We start from the raw sequence: 19809 nt of genomic DNA on the forward strand, positions 1-19809 counted from the left end.
TTGTTGCACGGCGGCGGCGGCGGCGGAGGCGGCGGCGGCGGCGGCGGTGGCGGCGGAACGTCTACCACTTCAACCGGCGGCGGCGGCGGAGCAGCCGGAGCACCGAAGTTATAGCCAAGCGTCATCATCAGCGAGTGCGACCGGAAGCGGGTGCTAACCGGAGCGCGCTGTTGACCCAGCAGCTCGACATTGTCCTGATTGTACAGGCGATACTTCAGACCCAGATCGATATTGTCGCTGATCGGATAGCGGATGCCGGCAAGAGCTTGCCAAGCGAAGCCGCTGTCAGAATCGTCAGCCCAGACGACACTTGGAGTAGTGGTCCGTGCATCAACATCAACGCGGCCGATACCGGCGCCGCCGCCAACAAAGCCCTGAAGGCCATCGTCAGCACCAAAATCAAGCAGGCCGTTGAGCATGAAGCTCAGCGCGCTGGCATGACCGGTGAGGTTGGGGCTGTTATAATTGATCGAAGGCGAAGGAGCGAAATCCTGAGCGCCCACGCGGCGATAGCTGGCTTCTGCTTCGAGGCGGAAGCCGCCGAAATCGTAACCAACGATACCGCCGACATCGTAGCCGGTCTTGCCGCTAAGCGTGCCATTTCCGGTCGACACCAGATCGTGCATATCTTCTACCAGCGTAACACCGAAGTCACCTTCAATGTACCACGAATCGTCGCGTGCCGAAGCCGGCGCAGCGAGGACCGTAGTTGCCAGCGCCATCCCAATGATGAGTTTGCGCATTATGAAATTCCCCTTTTGACTAGGATTGAGCCACCGAGTGCGCAGTGTCTAACTGCAAGCCTGTGCCCACGCAAGCGGGCAAACGGCCTAACTGTTGTAATAATGTCGCGATTTGGCGCAGGAACCACACGAAACGACGCGGAAATAGGTCGGATGGACTGGTTCGGCTCGGTCAGCGGGGGGCTGATTGAAGTCAGGGTGCTGGGATGATTCCCGCATCGGTCAGGCAAGCCATCAGCGCGGCCAAGGCGGCCCGAGCCTCGGTGTCGATTGTCGCGCCGCCGCTGGGGGTCGCTGGTCTGCCGGGAGCCAACCACGCGCCCTGGTAGCGAATTTCCTGACCCGTCGCGCGGTTGAGGACCCGCATCCCATCGCGCGGCGCAACGAAAATCCAGTTTCCGGCCTGGCGCGCGGCAATCTGCCCTGCCTTGCCGGTCCAGCCACCACTGGCACCGCTTGAAACCAACCAGCATTGGCCATCGACCGGCGCAGCAGGAGGTGCGGCCAGCTCTGTTTCGACGGCAGCGTGAACCAGAGTGTCAACCCGCACTGCAAATTCGTTGACGAAACCTTCTTTTTGAGCCTGGCCGGCGAACGTGGCTGTGTTGGGGGCCGCGCAGGCCTTCGGGCTCACCGGCCGAATAGAGCATGGCCTGGGCCCCGCCCGGCCAGGTCAGCAACCGGCGCGATGGTTCAAACCGTGGCCGGCAGCCCCGCCGGGCAATGGCCAGCAGCCCGCTTTCTCCTTCCACCATCACGCTGCGCGCCTCAATCAGCGATGCCGCGACCAGTGCGATCCTGGCTTCGGGATTGCTTTCGGCAACCGCGCGAACCCATTCCGCCCCGGCCCTGGTCTTGCCAAAACCGCGCCCGGCCAGGATCAGCCAGCTGTGCCAGTCACCAGCTGGCGGCAATTGGCCGGGGTGCGCCCAAAGCTGCCAGTGCGTACGCAAGGAACGCCTTTGGCGCGGGCACATCTTTTCAAGCAGCGCCCGGCATTCGGCTGGCGGCAGACCTTGCAGATAGGCCGCACGGCCATCACTTTTCATCGGCGCCGCTCTTGCTGCCATCGGCGATCAATTTGGCATTCGCGGCCGATCGTTGGCGCATCTCATCGATCATCGCGTCGATCGAATCGAGCACTTCCTGTTCATCCCGGTCGTCGATCAGAGCGCGCTGGCGGGCCACCGCCTCGCGGTGCCCGGCCAGCACCCGCAGCGCATTGGCGACATCCATCTTGCGATCGGGATCGGGATTTCGCAGGTATCCCAGCAGCTCCATTTCAAGCAAATCATAGCCCTCACACAACGCCTTGATCCAGTGCGCGGCGAATTCGGGTTCTTTGCGCCGGGCGGCATAGGCCAGGCTCTTGTTGATGCCTGCGGCATCGGCTGCGGCGGTGATGTTCGATGTACAAGCAAGCGCTTCGATGAAATTGGTGCGCCAGCGCGTGTTGCGGCGCTCACACGTAAGATTGCCCGCCTTGCCGCGGGTGTAATTGCGTTTCGTCATGCTGGGAACCTGTTGCCAGGGGAAAAGCGGGGCCGATCCGAATCGGTATATCGCGATGTTCCATATTTGTGCCATATTAGCGTTACGATGTCAAGACTAATGAACCATTATGGTTAGTCAGTTGCACAGATTGATCACTTGTGGCGCTGCGCTGCGCTCTCTAAGCAGGCTGCGAACCAGACGGGGAATTTGAATGCTGCGCAGGCTGTATGATTGGACCATGGCCAAAGCGGTCCACCGCCAAGCCGAATGGTGGTTGGCGCTGTTTGCTTTTGTTGAAGCCAGCTTCTTTCCGATCCCGCCCCACCCGTTGCTGGGGATCATGTGCCTGGCCGAACCCAGGAAGGCGATCCGCTTTGCCGTGATCGCCACGCTGGCATCGGTGGCCGGCGGGATGCTGGGCTATGCGATTGGCCACTTCCTTTATGATACGGTAGGCACGCAGCTGCTGGCCTGGCTGGGGCTGACCCAAAGCTTTCCCAAGGCCGCCTGCTACCTCAACGAATATGGCTTCTGGATCTTCGTGGCCAAGGGCGCGACCCCGATCCCGTTCAAGCTGCTGACGATTACTGCCGGGTTCATCGGCATGGATCTGCTGCGGTTTATCGCCGGATCTATCATCTCACGCTCAATCAGCTTCTTGTTCGTGGGGATTCTGTTCCGGCTGTTTGGCGCACCGATCAAGGCCTTTATCGACAAGTACCTGGGGCTGGCGACCGCCGGCTTCGTGGTGCTGGTGCTTGCAGGTTTTGCCGCGATTACCTTGCTGGGCGGCGGGCCCAAGGAAGGCGGCCACAAGTGTGAAGCGGCAGCCAGCGCCGAAGCCGCCCGGTGACATCCCCTTCCAGCCAGGCAATCACGCTGTACCATTGCAAGGATGCCCGCTCGTTCCGGGTATTGTGGGCGCTGGAGGAGCTCGGGCTACCCTATGTGCTGGAACTGATGCCGTTCCCGCCGCGCTTTCGGGTGGAAGGGTACAAGCAGCTTAACCCGCTGGGCACGGTGCCAGCCTGCTTCATTGGCGGCCAGTTGATGACCGAAAGCGCCGCAATCCCGCATGTGCTGGCCAGCCGGTTTGGACCGTCCAAACTGGCGCTTGCCCCGGAAGAGCCGGACTATGCGGCCTACATGAACTTCCTGTTCATGGGCGAGGCAACGCTGACCTTCCCGCAGACGATCCATTTGCGCTACACCCGTCTTGAGCCACCCGAGCGCCGCGTGACGCAAGCGGCAGAGGACTATGCCCAGTGGTTCGGATCGCGCCTGCGCGCGGCGGAGGGTTTGATCGAGGGCCCGTTCGCTTGCGCCGGGCGCTTTACCATGGCCGATATTTCTCTTGGCTATGCGGTGATGCTTGCGCTCAACATCGGGCTTGATGCGCAGGTTGGCCAGGGCATGCAGGACTATCTGGAACGGCTTGGCCAGCGCGATGGATTCAAGCGGGCCAAAGCCGCGCAGGCCGCTGGGCCCGATCTGCCGGTTTGAGTATCAAGGTTCGTTGGTAACCATTGGCCACAACTGCGTTATCGCGACCAGCATCGCATCAAGCTGCGGTGAACCGGCGAAAAATCGGCCGATCCGGGCTTGGGAAAGCGCCAGGGTAACAGACGGTTCCAATTCGCGCGCGCTGGTCAGATGCTTGGTCGCAGCTGCGGAATTACCCTCGGCATGCTCGAGGCAGGTCAGCACCAGCAGCGCGATAAATTGCCCCGGATAGAGCTGGAATGCCGCATCGAAAGCGCCGCGCGCGGCATCAAAATCCTTGCGCCTGGCATGTGATATCCCCCGCCAGGCATGGGTGATGTAGTGCAAATGGCTTTCCGGTTCGACCTTGAGGAAATCGTCCAAATGACCAAGCCCGGCTTGTTCATTGCTGAGCAGCAGGCTGTTCACTCCGGCGGCATAATGGGCCAGGCCATGCCCAGGACGCAAACGAATGGCCCGCAGCGCGCGCGGCAAGCCATCGGCCGGACGGCCAATATAGGCGCTGGCCGTGGCAATCGCCGCCAGCGATCCAGCATGATCGGGATCCAGCGCAAAGGCCCGGTCAATATGCTGCTGAATCTCGCGCTCGCTCTCCGGATCGGGGGTGCTGATCGATAGATAGGCCCCGGAAATGGTCTGGGCGTGGATCGCCCGGGCAAAGCCATAGTCGGGCGCGATATCAATCGCCCGCTGGCTTTCGCTGATCGAGCGCATCAGCGATTCCGCGCCATACTCGCGGATCGCAGCCAGCGCCCGCGCGATGCATTCCCAGGCGGTGAGGTTGCTGGGTTTGCGCAGCGCCCGGTCCATTTCAAGCTTATAGATTGTTGCGCCCAGCACGGCGGCGGCTTCGGTCACCAGATCGCCTTGCAACTGCGCAAATTCATCGATGTGCCGTTCAAACCGCTGCGTCCAGGCGATCGCACCGCTGGCCGCTTCGATCAGTTCGGCGGTAACCCGCAGCAAATCGCCGCTGCGCCGAACGTTGCCGCCCAGAAAATAGCGTACACCAAGCCGCAACCCGGTTGCGGGATAATCCGTAATCGGCTTGTCACGAAAACGCGCGGTTGCCGAACTGGCGATGACCCGCACATTCACGCCCTGGCTGAGCGCGTGAACGAGGTCTTCAGCCATACCCAAAGCAAAGCCTTCATCAACTGCCAACCCAGACCGGTTGGCAAACGGCAAGACCGCCAGGCTGGGTGCATCGCCGCGCGCGCCTTCATCTGCACTGGCTGGCCCAACCAGCCGATAGCCCGCTTTGCTGATCGTCTCGATCTGGAAAGAGCCAGCCCGCGCCGCCACTTTGCGCAGCCGCTGGACCACCCGCTGGATCGCGTCTTCTCCCACCACGATCCCGCGCCAGCACGCCGCAGTCAGATCTTCACGGCTAAGCACGATGCCTTCAGCCCGGTAGAGCGCGATCAGACATTCCATCACCCTGGGTTCAAGCCGCTCAGCCTCCCCATCGGGATAGACGACCTGGCGAATCGCCGGCGATACTGCCAGATCTCCAATCTGGAAGGCCGGGGCGGATTTCAACTCGATCGGACGGCGCAAAGCGTCAGTCATGCCACTTTGCGGGCCTGCGCTGCTTCCGGAATCCTGTTCCGCAGTATCGTCTTCGCGCGACTTCAAGCTGCTTGTTGCCCCATTTTCCAATCCCCGATCTATCGTTTGAATTTGCCGCGTTGCAACGAAAATCGGCTAAGCCAGCATCAGCAGGTGATGCCCAGATAGCGACTATTGTCAGCGATCATCGGGAAATCATCGGGTTGAGACCCTTTCGCAATAAGCCAGATCATGGCAATCACAATTGCACAAACCGCTGACATTGCTTGGCGGAATGGATGCTGCTCGTTACGCGACCCAATGGGCGGCAACAGACTCGGCTTCGTATGCAGCGCTCGAAACGGCCTGCTACGAGGCCGAATTTGTTTTTGCCAGGCCGATGGGCTTTCTACCTATTCAGGGCGGGGAACCGGCATGGTGTAATTGAGCCCGAGCCGGCCGCCATCGGGATAGATCGTCTGGCCGGTGATATAGCTGCTCTCATTGCTGGCCAAAAACACCGCAACGGCTGCCACTTCCTCTGGCTCGCCGCAGCGGCCCAGCGGGGTGCGGCTGAAAATTCGATCCTCAGCGGCGCGATCATTCATAATTCCGCGCAACATATCGGTCATGATCGAGCCGGGGCCGATCGCGTTGACCCGGATGCCTTTGGGCGCAAGTGCCAATGCGGTTACATTGGTCAGTTGCTTTAAGGCCGCTTTGGATATTGTGTAGGGAATCTGATTGGGGATCGCCAGCACCGCATTGACCGAGCTCATATTGATCACCGCACTGCCCTGGTCCATCAAGCGCGCGGCTTCCTGTGTGGCCCACAGCGCCGCCTTGAGGTTGATGGCAAAGACCCGGTCGAAATCCTCCTCGGTCAGATCGGACAGCGCGGCGGCATGGGTAACCCCGGCATTGTTGACCAGAAGATCAAGTGCGCCCCAGCGCGCGTCCACCCGGGCAAACACCCGGCCGACTTCGTCCTTCAGGGCCAGATCAGCAACCAGCCCTTCCTGGGCCAGCGCCTCTGCCGTTTCGGCCAGCCGCGCAGCATCGCAATCGACCAGCAGCAATTCTGCGCCTTCGCCGGCAAAGGCATGGGCTATCGCCTTGCCGATCCCTTGCGCTGCGCCAGTGATCACCGCGCGCTTTCCGGCCAGGCGCCGGCTCATTTGCGGCGCTTGCCCTTGACCGATCTTAGTTCAGCTTCGGCCACGGCGCGTTCGGCGATGGGGCGCATCACTGCGTATCCGGCCGGGTTGGGATGGACCCCATCGGGCGCAAATTCACGCGGAAAAGCGCCGCCGGGGCCAACCAGCGCGGCATAATAGTTGGCATAGGACAGCCCTTCAACCTCGGCAAAATCGCGCAGCCAGGCGTTGAGCGTGGCCACCCAAGGTGCGGGCTGGTGATGGCCGGCCCAATCGAAATGATCGGTTGGCGGGATAGAGCCCAGCACCACCGCGATCCCATTGGCCCGGGCCATGGCCACCATCGATCGGATTGCGTTTTTGTAGGCTTCGGGCGTCGTCGGTCCGGTATTGCCCGCAATATCGTTGGTTCCAATCATGATGTGTACAACCTTGGGATGCAGCGCCACTGCATCCTGCCAGAACCGCACCACCAATTGCGCGCTGGTTTGGCCTGAAAGGCCGCGGCCCACAAAACCATGGGCGAACAGATCTGGATCGGCCTTGATCCAGCCTTCGGTGATCGAATCGCCAATGAACACCGCACGCGGCGGATTGGCCGGATCGATCCGGGCGTTATCCTCAACAAACCGGCAGCGCCAGGCCCAGTCGTTTTGCAGCACTTTGGGATCAAGCGCCCACAGCCCGTCATGACTGGCGGGGCAGGCATTGTCCATCATGCCCGGCGGCGGATAGGCGTTTGACGGCGGCGTATCAGCCATGGCCGGAACCGCCATGATCGCCAGCACGAATGCTGCCAGCCACTTAGCCAAGGATCCCGGCCCCGAGGATTCCAGATTTCTCACCGGCACGCTTGAACATCCCGATGATCGTCTGGACCTGCTCCGCAGTATGTTCAGCACACAGCGAACAACGCAGCAGGGTCATGTTCGCGGGCGTTGCCGGTGGCCGCGCGAGGTTCACATAGAGCCCCTCGTGCAACAACGCTTCCCACATCATCGCGCCGCGTTCCAGATCGGGCATGATAACCGCGATGATCGCTGATTGCGGCGTTTCAGTGCCCAGCTGGAACCCGGCATCGCGCAGGCCCTGGTGCAGGATCTTGGAATTTTCCCACAAGTGCGCGCGCTTGTTGCCGGCATGCATCAGCTTGCGGATCGAAGTGGCGGCGGTGTGGACCACAGAAGGCGGCAGGCTGGCGGTGAACACGTAAGGCCGGCAGACCAGCCGCATGATCTCAAACTTGGGATGGTTCGATACGCAGAAGCCGCCAACCGTGCCGACCGATTTGGAAAACGTACCGATCACGAAATCGACATCGTCCAGGCAGCCCTGATCCTCGGCCACGCCGCGCCCGTTGGGGCCAATAAAGCCCATCGAATGTGCCTCATCAACCAGCACCATTGCGCCGTGCCTTTTGGCAACCGCGATCATTTCCTTCAGCGGCGCGATATCGCCCAGCATCGAATAGACGCCTTCAAGGATCACCAGCTTTCCGGCACCTTCGGGAATGCGCCCCAGCCGCTTGTCCATCGCTTCGATATCGTTGTGCTTGAACGGCACCACTTCGGCATCGCCCATCTTGCAGCCATCCCAGATGCTGGCATGGCTATCGATATCGAGCACGATGTAATCGCCCTTGCCGGCAATGGTGCTGATAATGCCCAGGTTGGCCTGATAGCCGGTGGAAAAGACCATCGCGTGGTCCATCGCGTAGAATTCTTTCAGCGCCTCTTCGACCAGCCGATGCCCGGCATACGTGCCGTTGAGCACACGGCTGCCGGTGGTGCCCGATCCAAAATCTTCCAGCGCCTGCTTGCCAGCCTCAATCACATCGGGATCAAAGGTCATGCCCATATAGTTGTAAGTGCCAAGCAGGATCGTCGGCTTGCCATTGCAAACGGCTTCGGTGGGCGAGAGGACCTGCTCCATCACCAGATTGAACGGATCGGTGAGCCCGGTTGAAAGCAGCGCGCGGCGCTGTTCGATCAAGGGGTCGAATTTGGAAAACAGGTCGGTCATAAAGTGTCCTCAGCCCTGTAGTTTGGTCACAGCATCGATCAACTGGCCGTAATTCTCGATCTCAGCCTGCTGGTTCATGGTGATGATGATATCGAACGCATCTTCGATTTCAGCGACGAAATCCATCACCGTCAGGCTGTCAAATTCCAGATCGCCAGCAAAAGTGCTGGCGTCGCTGATCGCCACACCCTTTTTGTTGAAGGGGGCGATCAGCTCGGCGATCTTCTCGGCGATTGCAGCGCGGTCCATGGTCGTGAGGTACTCCTGATAAGTTTTGCGGCGCATTGGCCGATGAATGGGGCGGAAAAGGGGCGGAACCCTTATCAGACCGCAGCTTTCTCCACCAACCCCCGCACAGCCGCCATGAACGGTCCGATCGAGACCGGCTTGGCGAGATAGCCCTCGGCCCCGGCGTCGCGGATCCGTTCTTCATCGCCTTTGCCGGCATAGGCGGTAACGGCCAGCACCGGGATCGGGCGCAAGGTTGCGTCTTTCTTGGCCATTTCGATCAGATCGAGGCCGGAAACATTGGGCAGCTGAATATCCATGATAATCAGGTTGGGCACGAACTGCCGCGCAGCATCGAGTGCCAGCAAGCCATCGGCGCAGGGCTCCACCGCATAGCCATGCGCCTTCAGCACGTCGCAGAACAACCTGCGATTTAGGTCGTTGTCCTCGACAACAAGGATGCGCTTTGCCATGAGCGAAGCCTTAGCCCGTGCCGGAGTCTCTGACAATTCTGCGTGAACCCAAATCCCCGGCCCATGATCCCAAGGCCCTGGCGCTGGGTGCGCTGGGCTGGGTGTTGAGCGATAGCATTCGGGCCGAACGGCTGTTGGCGCTGACCGGGCTTGATGCCGATATGTTGCGGGCCGGGCTGGATGATCCAGCGGTGCTTGGCGCGGTGCTGGAGTTTCTTGGCAGCTACGAACCCGATCTGGTCGCAGCGGCACAGCACCTTGGGGTTGATCCGGCCGAGCTGGCGGCTGCACGGGAGAATTTGTAGCATTATGGCAAGGCCGCTTATCATCAGCGATTGCGACGAAGTGTTGCTGCACATGATCGTGCCGTTTGGCGCGTGGCTGGAAGAGACGCAGCCCGTCTCGTTCAAGCTGGTCGGCAACGATTTCGGCAAGGCGATCCGCGACAAGCAAACCGGCGATCCGGTTCCGCCGGAGGAAATCTGGCGCTTGCTGGGGCTGTTTTTTGACGGTGAGATGCACCGCCAGACCCCGATTGCAGGCGCGGTCAACGCGATGAACACGCTGAAAGACCACGCTGACGTGGTGATCCTGACCAACCTGACCGACCGCCACAACGAGCCGCGCCGCCAGCAGTTGCTGGCCCATGGGCTCGATCTGCCGGTCTTCACCAACCAGGGGCCCAAAGGCCCGGCGCTGCAGGCGATTCTGGAAAAGTACCAGCCATCCAAGGCGGTGTTCATCGACGATCTGGCCCAGCACCACGGTTCAGCAGCCGAAATGGTTCCCCAGATAGATCGCCTTCACCTATGTGGTGAACCAACACTCGCCCCGCATATCGCTTGCGGGTTTGAAATGGGCCACGCCCATGCCCGGATCGATACTTGGGAGCACGCCTTGCCTTGGCTGCTATCGCGATTGTAGGATGGACCGATGAGCATTGACGCAAGACTTGCCGAACTCGGCATCATTCTACCCCAGGCCGCCGCCCCGGTCGCGGCCTATGTCCCGGTGGTTGTGGCCGGCGGACTGGCCCATGTTTCCGGGCAGGTCTCGTTCGTGGATGGCCAATTGATCAAAGGCCGGCTGGGCGAGGATGTTTCGCTGGAACAGGGCATCGAAGCCGCGCAAGGCTGCGGTTTGATGATTTTGGCCCAGCTGAAAGCCGCGCTTGGCTCGCTTGATCGGATTGAGCGGATCGTAAAGCTGGGCGCCTTCATCAATTCAACCGCAGGATTCACCGATCAGCCCAAAGTTGCCAATGGCGCATCGGAATTGATGGTGGCGGTGTTTGGCGAAGCGGGCAAGCACGCCCGCAGCGCGGTGGGCGTTCCCAGCCTGCCGCTGGGCGTGGCGGTGGAAATCGATGCAATTGTCGCCGTTCGCCCTGCTTGACCGCTGGCGCAGTCCGCCGCCAAAGCCTGAAAAGGTCGCGTGGCTGAGCACATGCGACTATGCGCACCGCGGTCTGCATTCCAGCGGCGTGCCCGAAAATTCGCCCAGCGCCTTTGCCGCCGCGATCGCCAAAGGCATGGGGATCGAATGCGATGTTCAGCGCAGCAGTGATGGCCGGGCGATCGTGTTCCATGACGGTGAACTGGATCGGCTGACCGCCGAACAAGGCCCGCTGGCCGATCGAAGCGCAGAACAATTGGGCCGGATCGTGCTGTCTGGCAGCACCGACACCATCCCCACGTTGCGCCAGCTGCTCGATCAGATCGGCGGCAAGGTACCGCTGCTGATCGAGATCAAGTCTTCGATCCGCACCAGCCGCCGCACCAGTGCGCTGTGCCTGGCGGTGCGGCGAGATCTGGAAGGTTATCATGGCCCCCACGCGATCATGAGCTTTGATCCCCGTGTGGTGCGCTGGTTTGCCGATCATTCGAAGCTGACCTCACGCGGGCTGGTTGTTACCGAAGAAAACGACAAGGCATTGCCAGGCATGATCCGCCGCCGGCTGGGCCTGTGGCATGCCAGACCCGATTTTCTGGCCTATGATATCCGCGATCTGCCAAGCCGCTTTGCCGCCGGCCAGCGCGCGCGCGGCTTGCCCGTGCTAAGCTGGACCGTGCGCAATGCCGATCACCGCGAACGCGCTGAAAAACACGCCGACTCCCCGATTGCCGAAGGGCCAGGCGTGGTGTGATCGAAGCGCGGATCGGCAGCGCGGTTGGCGATTTGCCCGCGACCGAATGGGATGCATTGGCTGGCGGCAATCCGTTTGTCAGCCACGCCTTCCTGACGGCGCTGGAGGAATCCGGCTCGGTTGGGCCGGGCACCGGCTGGACGCCCGCCCCGATCACCATCGCCGATGCCCAAGGGCGCTTGATTGCCGCGCTGCCGGCCTATCTCAAGGCCCACAGCCAGGGCGAATATGTGTTCGATCACAGCTGGGCCGATGCCTGGCACCGCGCCGGCGGATCCTATTACCCCAAGCTGCAGATCGCCGCGCCGTTTACACCTGCCACCGGGCCGCGCCTGTTGCTGGCCGATCCGGCATTGGCAGGGCCGTTGCTGAAGGCGGCACAGCAGGTCTGCGAAGAGAACGGCCTGTCGTCTGCCCACGCCACGTTTATTGCGCCAGAGCAGCTAGCCCTGTTCAAGGCCGCTGGCTGGCTGGCGCGCAGCGACATTCAGTTCCACTGGGAAAATCGCGGCTATGGCGATTTCGAGGAATTCCTTGGTGCGCTATCTTCGCGCAAGCGCAAGGACATCCGCAAGGAGCGCGCCGCCGCCCAGGAAGGCGTGGATATTCAGGCCCTGCGCGGCGATGAAATCCTGCCAGAGCATTGGGATGCCTTTTGGCTGTTTTATCAGGACACCGGATCGCGCAAATGGGGCCAACCCTATCTGACCCGCGCGGCGTTTGATCTGCTGGGCAAGCGGATGGGCGATTCAATCGTGCTGGTGCTGGCCTTCATCCAGGGCGAACCGGTGGCCGGCGCACTCAACTTCATTGGCCCGGATACACTCTATGGGCGGTATTGGGGGGCCCGGATCGACAAGCCGTTCCTGCATTTTGAGCTGTGCTATTACCAGGCGATTGACGTTGCAATCGGGCTTGGCTTGTCCCGGGTCGAGGCCGGCGCGCAAGGCGGGCACAAATTGGCGCGGGGCTATGAGCCGGTAGAAACCTGGTCTGCCCACTGGATCGCCCACCCCGGCTTTCGCGAGGCGGTGGCCGACTTTCTTGAGCGCGAACGGGCCGGTATCGCCGCCGATCGAAATTTTCTAGAGGCCCGCACACCGTTCAGGAAGGGCGGGTAACCGCCAAACCGGCCGGAACTGGCCTTGATCCTCCAGGATTGACCAGGCTGGTATCAGGCCGCCTTGCGGGCCGATGCGCTGAGCCATTCGCGGGCCCGGCGCTGGGCTTCGGCCACTTCGCGGGCGGTCATCTCGTCAGAAATGTCAGCGCGGCACATCTGGGCTTCGCAGTGCCCGCCAACGGCCGCCAGATTGAACCACTTGTGGGCTTCGATCAGATCGCAATCGACCCCGTGACTTCCGGTCGAATAGGCAACGCCAAGATCGTAATAGGCGCTGGTTTCGCCTTGGGCGGCAGCAGCCAGGCAGCTTGCCACCAGCAGATCTTCGCGGCGTTCGTCGGCTGTAGCGACCGGACCGATGTTGTTCCAGGCAGTGTTCATCTCAATAACCCCCTCTGGGCGGATTTCCCTTTCCGCCGATGGGCTGAACTTTGCCGAACATGGTCAACAAAAGATTAATGCGGCTGGCGTTTTCTATCGCTGCGGTGTGACAGTTTGCCGACTGGTCGCTGCAAAAGCCGTTCATCGCGGCCTAATGTGTACCATTCTAGCTGCCATGCCGATTGGCGCTTGTGTGGGATTCTACCCAAGCCTATAGGCGCCTCGGTCCGGTATCGTGGGGTCGTCGGGAAAACCCGGGGCCATCAGGACCCGCAGTCCGGCCAGTGTTGTTTGGAGAGCTTATGACGACTGTGCTTGGCGAAGAAATCGATGTCCTGGCCAAGGCCAAACGCGCGATTGCAGGCAATTATGCCCCCGCCGATAGCGATCCCTATATGTGCGAAGCGCAGCTCGACTACTATCGGCGGCTGCTGATGGAATGGAAGAAGCTGATCCATAGTGCATCGCAAGACACCCTCCAGCAGTTGCAGGATGGCCCGATCCGCGAGCCGGATCTTAACGACCGGGCATCAAGCGAAACAGACTGGGGCATTGAACTTCGCACCCGTGACCGCCAGCGCAAGCTGATCTCCAAGATCGATTCGGCTTTGCGCCGGATTGAAGAAGGCGAATACGGATTTTGCGAGGTTACCGGCGAACCGATCGGCCTGGGGCGGCTGTCAGCCCGGCCAATCGCCACCATGACAGTTGAAGCGCAAGAGGCGCATGAGCGCCGAGAGAAGATTTCTCGAGACGATTGAACAGCTTGCCGCGTTAACCCGTTTTTTGCCCTTTCGGTTTAGCTTTCTCACAACAAGCGCTGGTAGTACCGGCTGCAGTCAATTGTGACTGGTGCTGGAGATTGAGAGAACGGCCATGGATAACAGCGAGCATCGCCAGATAGCGCGCGACAGCCTGTTCGTGATGGCGGACCTGCGCATCGATGGCATCGAGGGCGAACAGCGCGTTCGCGTGCGCAATCTATCATCGGGCGGGATGATGGCCGAATGCACCACAATCGTCCAACGCGGCCAGCTGGCCTGGACCAACCTGCGCAACATCGGCTGGGTCGAAGGATCGGTAGCCTGGGTGCAGGAAGGCCGCTTTGGCGTTGCCTTTCGGGAAGAAATTGATCCCATTGTGGTTCGGGCCCCTGCGGTTCCCGGCGAAACCACCCCGCGCTTTGTCCGGCCGCCGCTGGCCACTGGTGGAGCCGGCGCGCTGCGCAAGATTTGACGGCGCGCTTGGCGCGGGCGCGCTAAACCCCTAATGCTGGTGCGGCCATGCCGCATACTGTTCGATCCCTAGCGCTTGTGGCGCTGCTCGCCTGCCTGACCGGATGCTTTGGCAAGGATGACCGGCCGGTGCAGATCGTTGCGATTGGCGATCCGCAATCCCTGTTTTCAGCCGATGCCCGCATGCCCCATGCCGCGCGCCTGCTGCGCGCCGCAACGGTTGAAGGGCTGGTGGCCTTCGATGAAAAGGGCAATGTTGTGCCCGCGCTGGCCGATCGCTGGATCGTGACCGATGATGGCCTGAGTTATATTTTCCGCCTGCGCGACGGCAAATGGGGTGATCGCAGCCCGATTACCGCCGAAAGTGCCCAGGCTTCGCTGCAGCAAGCGATCGCCGCCCAGCGCGGGCAGCCGCTTGGCTCAAACATCGCGGTTATTGATGAAATCAAGGCGATGGCCGGGCGGGTCATCGAAATCAGGCTGCACCAGCCAATGCCCGATTTTCTGCAACTGCTGGCCCAGCCAGAGCTTGGCCTGGTTCACAACCGGCGCGGCGCAGGGCCGATGACCAGCAAGCGCACCAGCGATAAGGAGATCAAGCTTTCGGGCGTTCTGCTGCGCCCGATCGCGCCCGAAGATCGCGGGCTGCCGGCGGAGGAAGGCTGGCAGGAACATACCCGGCGGCTGCGTTTTTCGGCCAGCTCTGCGCAAACTGCGCTTAAGCTGTTTGCCGCGGGCGATATCGATCTGGTGCTGGGCGGCACATTTGCTGACTATCCCCGGATTGACAGCGCCGGCATATCGTTTGGCTCGGTCCGCTTCGATCCGGTCCAAGGCCTGTTCGGATTATCTGTGGTGCATGGCGATGGGTTGCTTTCGCTGCCAGAGAACCGCGAGGCGATTGCTATGGCGATCGATCGCGAGGCGCTAAGTTCAATGATCAACCTGGGCGGCTGGACGGCAACCACCCGGGTGGTCACACCGGGGCTTGACGGCGATAACGGTTCGGTTGGCGAACGCTGGGTGGGGCGCACAATCGAGGAACGCCGCGCGCTTGCCACTTCGCGGATCGCCCGCTGGAAGGGCGGCACTCGCAACATCGGCCCGCTCAGGATCGCAATGGCTTCGGGGCCGGGCAACGATCTGCTGTTTGAACGGATTGCCCAGGATCTGAAAGCGATCGGCCTTGATACACGGCGCGTGGCGACCGGCGCAGATGCCGATCTGCGGCTGGTCGATGTGGTGGCGCGCTATGCTGCGCCGGCCTGGTTTCTTGATCAGCTGGCCTGCAGCGGCACCAACAAGCTGTGCAACCAAACCGCCGATCAGTTGGTGGACAAGGCGCTGATCGAACCCGATCCGCTCAAGCGGGCCGATTTTTACGCCAGCGCCGAAGCACAGCTGACGATCACCAACAGCTATATCCCGTTTGGCGTACCCGTGCGCTGGTCGTTGATCAGCGCCAGCATTTCTGGCTTCGCGCCCAACCGCTGGGCAATCCATCCCTTGATGCCGATGGCAATACTCCCCAAATAGGACCGGCGGACACTCTGGCTCCGTTTTTGAAGGCTTGGCGTAATCGATGGCTGGACCTGAACGCTTGCGCCGGATGGGCGCGCACCTGCCGCTGGGCAACGACGCAAATTCGGTGCGGCAACGCCTCGAGGCGCTCGAGCGCCTGCTTGAAGGGCTGGTTGAATTGCCGGTGGTGGGCCGCAAGGTCGGCCTGGATGCCTTGCTCGGGCTGATCCCGGTGGCCGGCGATGTAATCACCGCCGCCATGGGACTCTACCTTGTTTGGGAAGCGCGCAATCTGAATATGCCGCGCTGGCAGCTGTGGCGCATGGCCGGCAATGTCGGCATTGATGCGCTGCTTGGAGCCGTTCCTGTTGCCGGCGATCTGTTTGACTTCGTCTACCGCTCAAACAGCCGCAACCTCAAAATCGTGCGCAAGCACCTCGACAAGCATCACCCCGGAACAAAGGTGATCGAGGGTTGAAGGGACCGGCGGCGCAGCGGCGGGTTGATCCGCCGCAATAACACACCAGGCGCGCCAAAGGCGGCGGCTATATGATTGCGATCGGAATGTTCATCGCATCAATACCCGGTCCCAAAACCAAGCTCATGATCGAGCTGATCGACCGCAAGCAAAGCCGCGATCGGACCGAGCCAGGCAAGCAGAACGCCTGAGCAGCATTTTTCAGCACGCTGCGACTCGCCGGATTTCCTTTGTTTACGAGAAATTAACCTTTCTCTTTCATTGGTCATATGGTTAATGGCGCTCAACACCCCTTACCAAAGGGTTGTGAAACGCAAAATCGGGGCAAAAGGGGACTACCCATGCGCGTGTTGCTGATCGAAGACGAGCCGACTACGGCCCGGGCTATCGAACTTATGCTGACGACTGAAGGCTTCAATGTCTATTCGACCGACTTGGGCGAAGAAGGCTTGGACCTCGGCAAACTCTACGATTACGATATCATTCTGCTCGATCTTAACCTGCCTGATATGCATGGTTATGATGTGCTGAAGAAGCTCCGCGTGGCCAAAGTGCAAACGCCGGTGCTGATCCTTTCAGGCATTTCGGAAATGGATTCGAAGGTCCGCAGCTTTGGCTTCGGCGCCGACGATTACGTAACCAAGCCGTTCCACCGCGAAGAACTGGTCGCCCGGATTCATGCGGTTGTGCGGCGTTCCAAGGGCCATTCGCAATCGGTCATCCGCACCGGAAAGCTGGCCGTGAATCTTGATGCCAAAACCGTTGAGGTTGATAGCGCCCGGGTCCACCTGACCGGCAAGGAATACGCGATGCTTGAGCTGCTTTCGCTGCGCAAGGGCACTACGCTGACCAAGGAAATGTTCCTCAACCACCTGTATGGCGGGATGGACGAACCCGAACTCAAGATTATCGACGTGTTCATCTGCAAGCTGCGCAAGAAACTGGCGCATGCCTGCAATGGTGAAAACTACATCGAAACCGTCTGGGGCCGCGGCTATGTGCTGCGCGATCCGGGCGAAGAACAGCAAGCCGCCTAATTCAAACTACCCGATTTTCGTCACCAAGAACGGCCCGCCCCATCCGGCGGGCCGTTTTGGTTTAGAGCGTCGTGCGGTATATCTGCTCCACCCTGATTGCCCTGAAAGAGCCCGTGGACAGCGTTGCTCGTCGATCACGATGCTACGGCATCGCTCACTCCTCGCGCCTCCCCACAAACCAAAATCGGCTCCGTCAGGGTGGGTCAGATATGCCGCACGGCGCTCCAGGGCGCTACTTGCCTCGCAAAGCGTTCCAATCATACTGCGGTTTTGCAGCGGTGTTGCGCTGCGCCAGATCGGCCATCATGGCATCCAGCCGGGCCCGGTTGATGAAGCGGCCGCTCAGGAACACGCCTGCGATCCGGCGGCTATTGGCAATAGCAATCAAAGGATCGGCATCCAGCAGAACCAGATCGGCCCGCTTGCCGATTTCGATCGTGCCGCGATCTCCGTGCACCCCAAGCCATTGCGCCGGAAGCCGCGTGGCCGCAGCAAGCGCTTCCTGGTTGGTCAGCCCGGCCCCCACCAGCAACTCAAGTTCCTCGTGCAGCGAAAAGCCGCCCACAACGCCGGACGTAAGCGCATCCGATCCGGTCACCATGGGAACGCCTTCTGCCTTAAGCGCGCGAACCAAACGCTGGTGAAACACCACCATCCGGCCAAAATAGTCGATGAGCTGCGGTGTAGAGTTCTTGTTATAGCGGTTGGCGACGATCCATTTGCTTTGCAGCAAGGGGTGGACATACTTCAGATGCGGCGACGCTTTCATCTCGTCGAGCGAGCGGGTTTCGCTGGCGATCCAGCGTATTGTAACCAGCGTCGGGGCGACCCAGGTCGCGTTCTTTTTCGCCAGCCGGGCAAAGCGGGCCGCATCCGCATCTGTGAAATCCTGCGAATGCTTGGAAAATTCTTCGGCGTGGGCAACCATGGCAAAACCGGGGACGAAGGCGCTTTCAAGCTGGCCCTCGAAAGCGTCAGGGATATGCCCGACGGCCTTAAGGCCGCGCTTGTGGGCTTCATCGACAATCGCAAGGAATGTATCGACGTTCAGATCGGAATAAGGCTTGACGAAATCATAGCCTTCGCCCTGAAGGTCGCGAACCGCCTGGCGCCCATCGGATGGCGTATTCGCAATTCGCCCGCGCCCTTTTCCTCCGTTGATAACGCCAGCCAGTGCCATATGCGGGCCAAGAACTTCGCCCCTGGCAATGGCGTTGCGCTGCCCAACCGACGCGGCAACGGAATCCAGATTCATGATCTGGGTCACGCCATTGGCAAGATACGGAGTCATTATGTCCTGGGTATCGAAAAACATGGCCGGTTCTTCGGTTGGATACTTGGGCGGGCGCATCGATCCGTCCGACGGCAGATGGACGTGCATATCGGCAAGCCCGGGGATCAGCCATTTTCCTCTGCCATCGATCCGCTTGGCCCCGCGCGGCACGGGGCCGCTCAAAGCAACAATGCGTTGCTGGTCGATAATCACGGTGGCATCGCGCAGCACGGTGCCTTGCTCTGTCATCGTTACGACGGTGACATGCTCAATCGCGGTCAAGGAATGCGCAGCCGGCGTGCCAGGCGAGCGTTGCGATTGCACCATCGAAATCGGCAGGCAAAGCAGGGCAGCACAAAAAGCGAAGCCGGCGATCAAGATCGGGCTTTTGCGAATGCGGATGGAATGGGTCATCTCAAAATCCCCAGTTGTGGTGCGGATCGGTTCAGCTATTTGCGCATGCTAGGTCATGGGATGGCAAAGGTCTCCAGAGAATTTCCAGCACCGTCTTCGGGCCGCATCGTTTCGATAGTGCCTGATCGGTCCATTGACCCGGCGCGATGACGCTGCCATCGCGCCTGATCATGAGCGCACACAAATCCGGCGATCCGACCACGATCAACCGCCTCTACGGCCGCGCCAAGGGCAAGCCTTTGCGGGCCGGCCAGCAGGGGCTGGTCGATACGCTGTTGCCGCGGATTGCGATGCCGGATGATGGGCCGATCACCGCGCAAGTGCTGTTCGGCGATGATCGCCCGCTACATTTCGAGATCGGCTTTGGCGGGGGCGAGCATATGGCGGGCCGCGCCGATATGCTGCCCGACCACGGCTTTATCGGAGCCGAGCCATTCCTGAATGGCGTTGCGCAGGCGCTCACCCATGTTGATGGAGACAACGGCGAGCATCCGCCGCTGGGCAATGTCCGGATCCATCACGGAGACGCGTTGGACGTGCTGCGGCGGATCCCCGATGGCGCGTTGAGCTTTCTCTATCTGCTGCATCCCGATCCCTGGCCCAAGGCCCGCCATGCCAAGCGGCGGATGATGAACGATGGCCCGGTCAATCTGTTCGCGGCCAAACTGAAAGTGGGCGGCGAATTCCGCTTCGGCACGGACCATCCGGTTTATATTCGCCATGCGCTGATGATCATGCGCCGCCACCGCCATCAATTTGAATGGCTGATCGAAGGCCCCGGCGATTTCCAGAAGCGTCCGCCCGGCTGGCCCGAGACGCGCTATGAACACAAGGCCCGCACCGTTTATGGGCACGAGGTGTGGTATTTTCGCTGGAGGCGTATTTAGGGATACCTCTGGCGTAGAATTACCGAGTTATATCAGCATATTACCTACGCTACAGTTTTCGTCCCTTGGCGGCAGTTTCCGCCTCGGTGATTACCCGGTGATTGCTGGGTGATTGCTGGACGCCGGGTCTGGAGGCGAAAAAA

General features: G+C 60.8%; 24 protein-coding genes and 1 pseudogene. 13 read left to right on the top strand and 12 right to left on the bottom strand.

Translation table 11 applies throughout. The features are described 5' to 3' along the window. The 4 genes and pseudogenes from ABL914_RS11705 to ABL914_RS11720 form a co-directional block, all read right to left on the bottom strand. Positions 1 to 743 (bottom strand): outer membrane protein (locus tag ABL914_RS11705; RefSeq protein ID WP_391563365.1); only part of this gene is annotated, 743 nt, incomplete at its 3' end. Positions 744 to 936: 193 nt separating this feature from the next. Then, positions 937 to 1293, bottom strand: coding sequence for a DUF2793 domain-containing protein (locus tag ABL914_RS11710; protein WP_391563366.1), 357 nt, complete (start codon positions 1291 to 1293; stop codon positions 937 to 939). A 46-nt stretch (positions 1294 to 1339) separates the two neighbouring features. Then, positions 1340 to 1792: pseudogene (locus ABL914_RS11715) on the bottom strand (terminase large subunit domain-containing protein); the annotation flags it as partial. After that, positions 1782 to 2255 (bottom strand): hypothetical protein, encoded by a 474-nt coding sequence (locus ABL914_RS11720; protein ID WP_391563367.1) that lies wholly within the window; start codon positions 2253 to 2255, stop codon positions 1782 to 1784. The pseudogene ABL914_RS11715 and the gene ABL914_RS11720, both read right to left, overlap by 11 nt. 193 nt (positions 2256 to 2448) lie before the next feature. Here ABL914_RS11720 and ABL914_RS11725 point away from each other — a divergent pair, with 193 nt between their 5' ends. Continuing rightward, complete coding sequence (locus tag ABL914_RS11725) at positions 2449 to 3090, top strand: YqaA family protein (protein ID WP_391563368.1); 642 nt, start codon at positions 2449 to 2451, stop codon at positions 3088 to 3090. Beyond that, positions 3087 to 3740 carry a glutathione S-transferase family protein gene (locus ABL914_RS11730; RefSeq protein WP_391563369.1) on the top strand — a complete coding sequence of 218 codons (654 nt, stop codon included), beginning with the start codon at positions 3087 to 3089 and terminating at the stop codon, positions 3738 to 3740. The genes ABL914_RS11725 and ABL914_RS11730 overlap by 4 nt, the downstream gene beginning before the upstream one ends. A gap of 3 nt (positions 3741 to 3743) precedes the next feature. Here ABL914_RS11730 and ABL914_RS11735 read toward each other — a convergent pair whose 3' ends face one another. From ABL914_RS11735 to ABL914_RS11760, 6 genes are all read right to left on the bottom strand, one after another. Beyond that, the gene (locus tag ABL914_RS11735) at positions 3744 to 5312 is read right to left on the bottom strand and encodes a winged helix-turn-helix domain-containing protein (RefSeq protein WP_391563370.1); all 1569 of its coding nucleotides are present in this window, start codon (positions 5310 to 5312) and stop codon (positions 3744 to 3746) included. 392 nt (positions 5313 to 5704) lie between these two features. Beyond that, entirely contained in the window at positions 5705 to 6469 is a 765-nt protein-coding gene (locus ABL914_RS11740; protein WP_391563371.1) for an SDR family NAD(P)-dependent oxidoreductase, read from the bottom strand. Then, positions 6466 to 7260, bottom strand: coding sequence for a GDSL-type esterase/lipase family protein (locus ABL914_RS11745; RefSeq protein WP_391563372.1), 795 nt, complete (start codon positions 7258 to 7260; stop codon positions 6466 to 6468). Before ABL914_RS11745 ends, ABL914_RS11740 begins: the two co-directional genes overlap by 4 nt. Next, positions 7253 to 8470 carry a serine palmitoyltransferase gene (gene spt / locus ABL914_RS11750; protein WP_391563373.1) on the bottom strand — a complete coding sequence of 406 codons (1218 nt, stop codon included), beginning with the start codon at positions 8468 to 8470 and terminating at the stop codon, positions 7253 to 7255. Before spt ends, ABL914_RS11745 begins: the two co-directional genes overlap by 8 nt. A 9-nt stretch (positions 8471 to 8479) precedes the next feature. Then, positions 8480 to 8719, bottom strand: coding sequence for an acyl carrier protein (locus ABL914_RS11755; protein WP_391563374.1), 240 nt, complete (start codon positions 8717 to 8719; stop codon positions 8480 to 8482). A gap of 74 nt (positions 8720 to 8793) precedes the next feature. Continuing rightward, positions 8794 to 9171, bottom strand: a complete 378-nt coding sequence (locus tag ABL914_RS11760) for a response regulator (protein ID WP_391563375.1) — start codon at positions 9169 to 9171, stop codon at positions 8794 to 8796. A 17-nt stretch (positions 9172 to 9188) separates the two neighbouring features. Here ABL914_RS11760 and ABL914_RS11765 point away from each other — a divergent pair, with 17 nt between their 5' ends. Genes ABL914_RS11765 through ABL914_RS11785 form a run of 5 tightly spaced genes read left to right on the top strand, consistent with a single transcriptional unit; the run spans position 9189 to position 12438 of the window. Further along, entirely contained in the window at positions 9189 to 9476 is a 288-nt protein-coding gene (locus tag ABL914_RS11765; RefSeq protein WP_391563376.1) for a DUF3572 family protein, read from the top strand. A gap of 4 nt (positions 9477 to 9480) precedes the next feature. After that, entirely contained in the window at positions 9481 to 10095 is a 615-nt protein-coding gene (locus tag ABL914_RS11770; RefSeq protein WP_391563377.1) for an HAD family hydrolase, read from the top strand. A gap of 9 nt (positions 10096 to 10104) precedes the next feature. Continuing rightward, positions 10105 to 10566 carry a RidA family protein gene (locus ABL914_RS11775; RefSeq protein WP_391563378.1) on the top strand — a complete coding sequence of 154 codons (462 nt, stop codon included), beginning with the start codon at positions 10105 to 10107 and terminating at the stop codon, positions 10564 to 10566. Then, positions 10538 to 11317: a glycerophosphodiester phosphodiesterase family protein gene (locus ABL914_RS11780; protein WP_391563379.1), complete on the top strand. Its 780-nt coding sequence runs from the start codon at positions 10538 to 10540 to the stop codon at positions 11315 to 11317. Before ABL914_RS11775 ends, ABL914_RS11780 begins: the two co-directional genes overlap by 29 nt. Beyond that, positions 11314 to 12438 (top strand): GNAT family N-acetyltransferase, encoded by a 1125-nt coding sequence (locus ABL914_RS11785; protein WP_391563380.1) that lies wholly within the window; start codon positions 11314 to 11316, stop codon positions 12436 to 12438. The genes ABL914_RS11780 and ABL914_RS11785 overlap by 4 nt, the downstream gene beginning before the upstream one ends. A 53-nt stretch (positions 12439 to 12491) precedes the next feature. Here ABL914_RS11785 and ABL914_RS11790 read toward each other — a convergent pair whose 3' ends face one another. Next, positions 12492 to 12821 carry a hypothetical protein gene (locus tag ABL914_RS11790; protein WP_391563381.1) on the bottom strand — a complete coding sequence of 110 codons (330 nt, stop codon included), beginning with the start codon at positions 12819 to 12821 and terminating at the stop codon, positions 12492 to 12494. Positions 12822 to 13123: 302 nt separating this feature from the next. Here ABL914_RS11790 and dksA point away from each other — a divergent pair, with 302 nt between their 5' ends. From dksA to ctrA, 5 genes are all read left to right on the top strand, one after another. Continuing rightward, entirely contained in the window at positions 13124 to 13582 is a 459-nt protein-coding gene (gene dksA, locus ABL914_RS11795; protein ID WP_391563382.1) for an RNA polymerase-binding protein DksA, read from the top strand. A gap of 115 nt (positions 13583 to 13697) precedes the next feature. After that, on the top strand, positions 13698 to 14057 hold the full coding sequence (locus tag ABL914_RS11800) for a PilZ domain-containing protein (protein ID WP_391563383.1): 360 nt from the start codon (positions 13698 to 13700) through the stop codon (positions 14055 to 14057). A 47-nt stretch (positions 14058 to 14104) separates the two neighbouring features. Continuing rightward, positions 14105 to 15592, top strand: coding sequence for an ABC transporter substrate-binding protein (locus ABL914_RS11805; protein WP_391563384.1), 1488 nt, complete (start codon positions 14105 to 14107; stop codon positions 15590 to 15592). A 73-nt stretch (positions 15593 to 15665) separates the two neighbouring features. Next, a complete protein-coding gene (locus ABL914_RS11810; RefSeq protein WP_391563385.1) occupies positions 15666 to 16055 on the top strand; it encodes a DUF4112 domain-containing protein in 390 nt (129 codons plus the stop codon). A gap of 341 nt (positions 16056 to 16396) precedes the next feature. Beyond that, positions 16397 to 17092 carry a response regulator transcription factor CtrA gene (ctrA, locus tag ABL914_RS11815; RefSeq protein WP_391563386.1) on the top strand — a complete coding sequence of 232 codons (696 nt, stop codon included), beginning with the start codon at positions 16397 to 16399 and terminating at the stop codon, positions 17090 to 17092. Between the two features lie 232 nt (positions 17093 to 17324). Here ctrA and ABL914_RS11820 read toward each other — a convergent pair whose 3' ends face one another. Next, positions 17325 to 18779 carry an amidohydrolase family protein gene (locus ABL914_RS11820; protein WP_391563387.1) on the bottom strand — a complete coding sequence of 485 codons (1455 nt, stop codon included), beginning with the start codon at positions 18777 to 18779 and terminating at the stop codon, positions 17325 to 17327. 170 nt (positions 18780 to 18949) lie between these two features. Here ABL914_RS11820 and ABL914_RS11825 point away from each other — a divergent pair, with 170 nt between their 5' ends. Next, positions 18950 to 19666: a tRNA (guanine(46)-N(7))-methyltransferase TrmB gene (locus ABL914_RS11825; protein ID WP_391563388.1), complete on the top strand. Its 717-nt coding sequence runs from the start codon at positions 18950 to 18952 to the stop codon at positions 19664 to 19666. Positions 19667 to 19809: the final 143 nt, after the last annotated feature.

The organism is Novosphingobium sp. (assembly GCF_040079535.1).
Lineage (GTDB): Bacteria > Pseudomonadota > Alphaproteobacteria > Sphingomonadales > Sphingomonadaceae > Novosphingobium.

Bases quoted from the DNA above. Each gene is read 5' to 3' on its own strand.
- ABL914_RS11780 (WP_391563379.1), top strand. From the start codon at position 10,538: ATGCAATTGTCGCCGTTCGCCCTGCTTGACCGCTGGCGCAGTCCGCCG.
- ABL914_RS11720 (WP_391563367.1), bottom strand. From the start codon at position 2,255: ATGACGAAACGCAATTACACCCGCGGCAAGGCGGGCAATCTTACGTGT.
- spt (WP_391563373.1), bottom strand. From the start codon at position 8,470: ATGACCGACCTGTTTTCCAAATTCGACCCCTTGATCGAACAGCGCCGC.
- ABL914_RS11810 (WP_391563385.1), top strand. From the start codon at position 15,666: ATGGGCGCGCACCTGCCGCTGGGCAACGACGCAAATTCGGTGCGGCAA.
- ABL914_RS11735 (WP_391563370.1), bottom strand. From the start codon at position 5,312: ATGACTGACGCTTTGCGCCGTCCGATCGAGTTGAAATCCGCCCCGGCC.
- ABL914_RS11770 (WP_391563377.1), top strand. From the start codon at position 9,481: ATGGCAAGGCCGCTTATCATCAGCGATTGCGACGAAGTGTTGCTGCAC.
- ABL914_RS11760 (WP_391563375.1), bottom strand. From the start codon at position 9,171: ATGGCAAAGCGCATCCTTGTTGTCGAGGACAACGACCTAAATCGCAGG.
- ABL914_RS11740 (WP_391563371.1), bottom strand. From the start codon at position 6,469: ATGAGCCGGCGCCTGGCCGGAAAGCGCGCGGTGATCACTGGCGCAGCG.
- ABL914_RS11825 (WP_391563388.1), top strand. From the start codon at position 18,950: ATGAGCGCACACAAATCCGGCGATCCGACCACGATCAACCGCCTCTAC.
- ABL914_RS11725 (WP_391563368.1), top strand. From the start codon at position 2,449: ATGCTGCGCAGGCTGTATGATTGGACCATGGCCAAAGCGGTCCACCGC.
- ctrA (WP_391563386.1), top strand. From the start codon at position 16,397: ATGCGCGTGTTGCTGATCGAAGACGAGCCGACTACGGCCCGGGCTATC.
- ABL914_RS11775 (WP_391563378.1), top strand. From the start codon at position 10,105: ATGAGCATTGACGCAAGACTTGCCGAACTCGGCATCATTCTACCCCAG.
- dksA (WP_391563382.1), top strand. From the start codon at position 13,124: ATGACGACTGTGCTTGGCGAAGAAATCGATGTCCTGGCCAAGGCCAAA.
- ABL914_RS11790 (WP_391563381.1), bottom strand. From the start codon at position 12,821: ATGAACACTGCCTGGAACAACATCGGTCCGGTCGCTACAGCCGACGAA.
- ABL914_RS11800 (WP_391563383.1), top strand. From the start codon at position 13,698: ATGGATAACAGCGAGCATCGCCAGATAGCGCGCGACAGCCTGTTCGTG.
- ABL914_RS11820 (WP_391563387.1), bottom strand. From the start codon at position 18,779: ATGACCCATTCCATCCGCATTCGCAAAAGCCCGATCTTGATCGCCGGC.
- ABL914_RS11755 (WP_391563374.1), bottom strand. From the start codon at position 8,719: ATGGACCGCGCTGCAATCGCCGAGAAGATCGCCGAGCTGATCGCCCCC.
- ABL914_RS11805 (WP_391563384.1), top strand. From the start codon at position 14,105: ATGCCGCATACTGTTCGATCCCTAGCGCTTGTGGCGCTGCTCGCCTGC.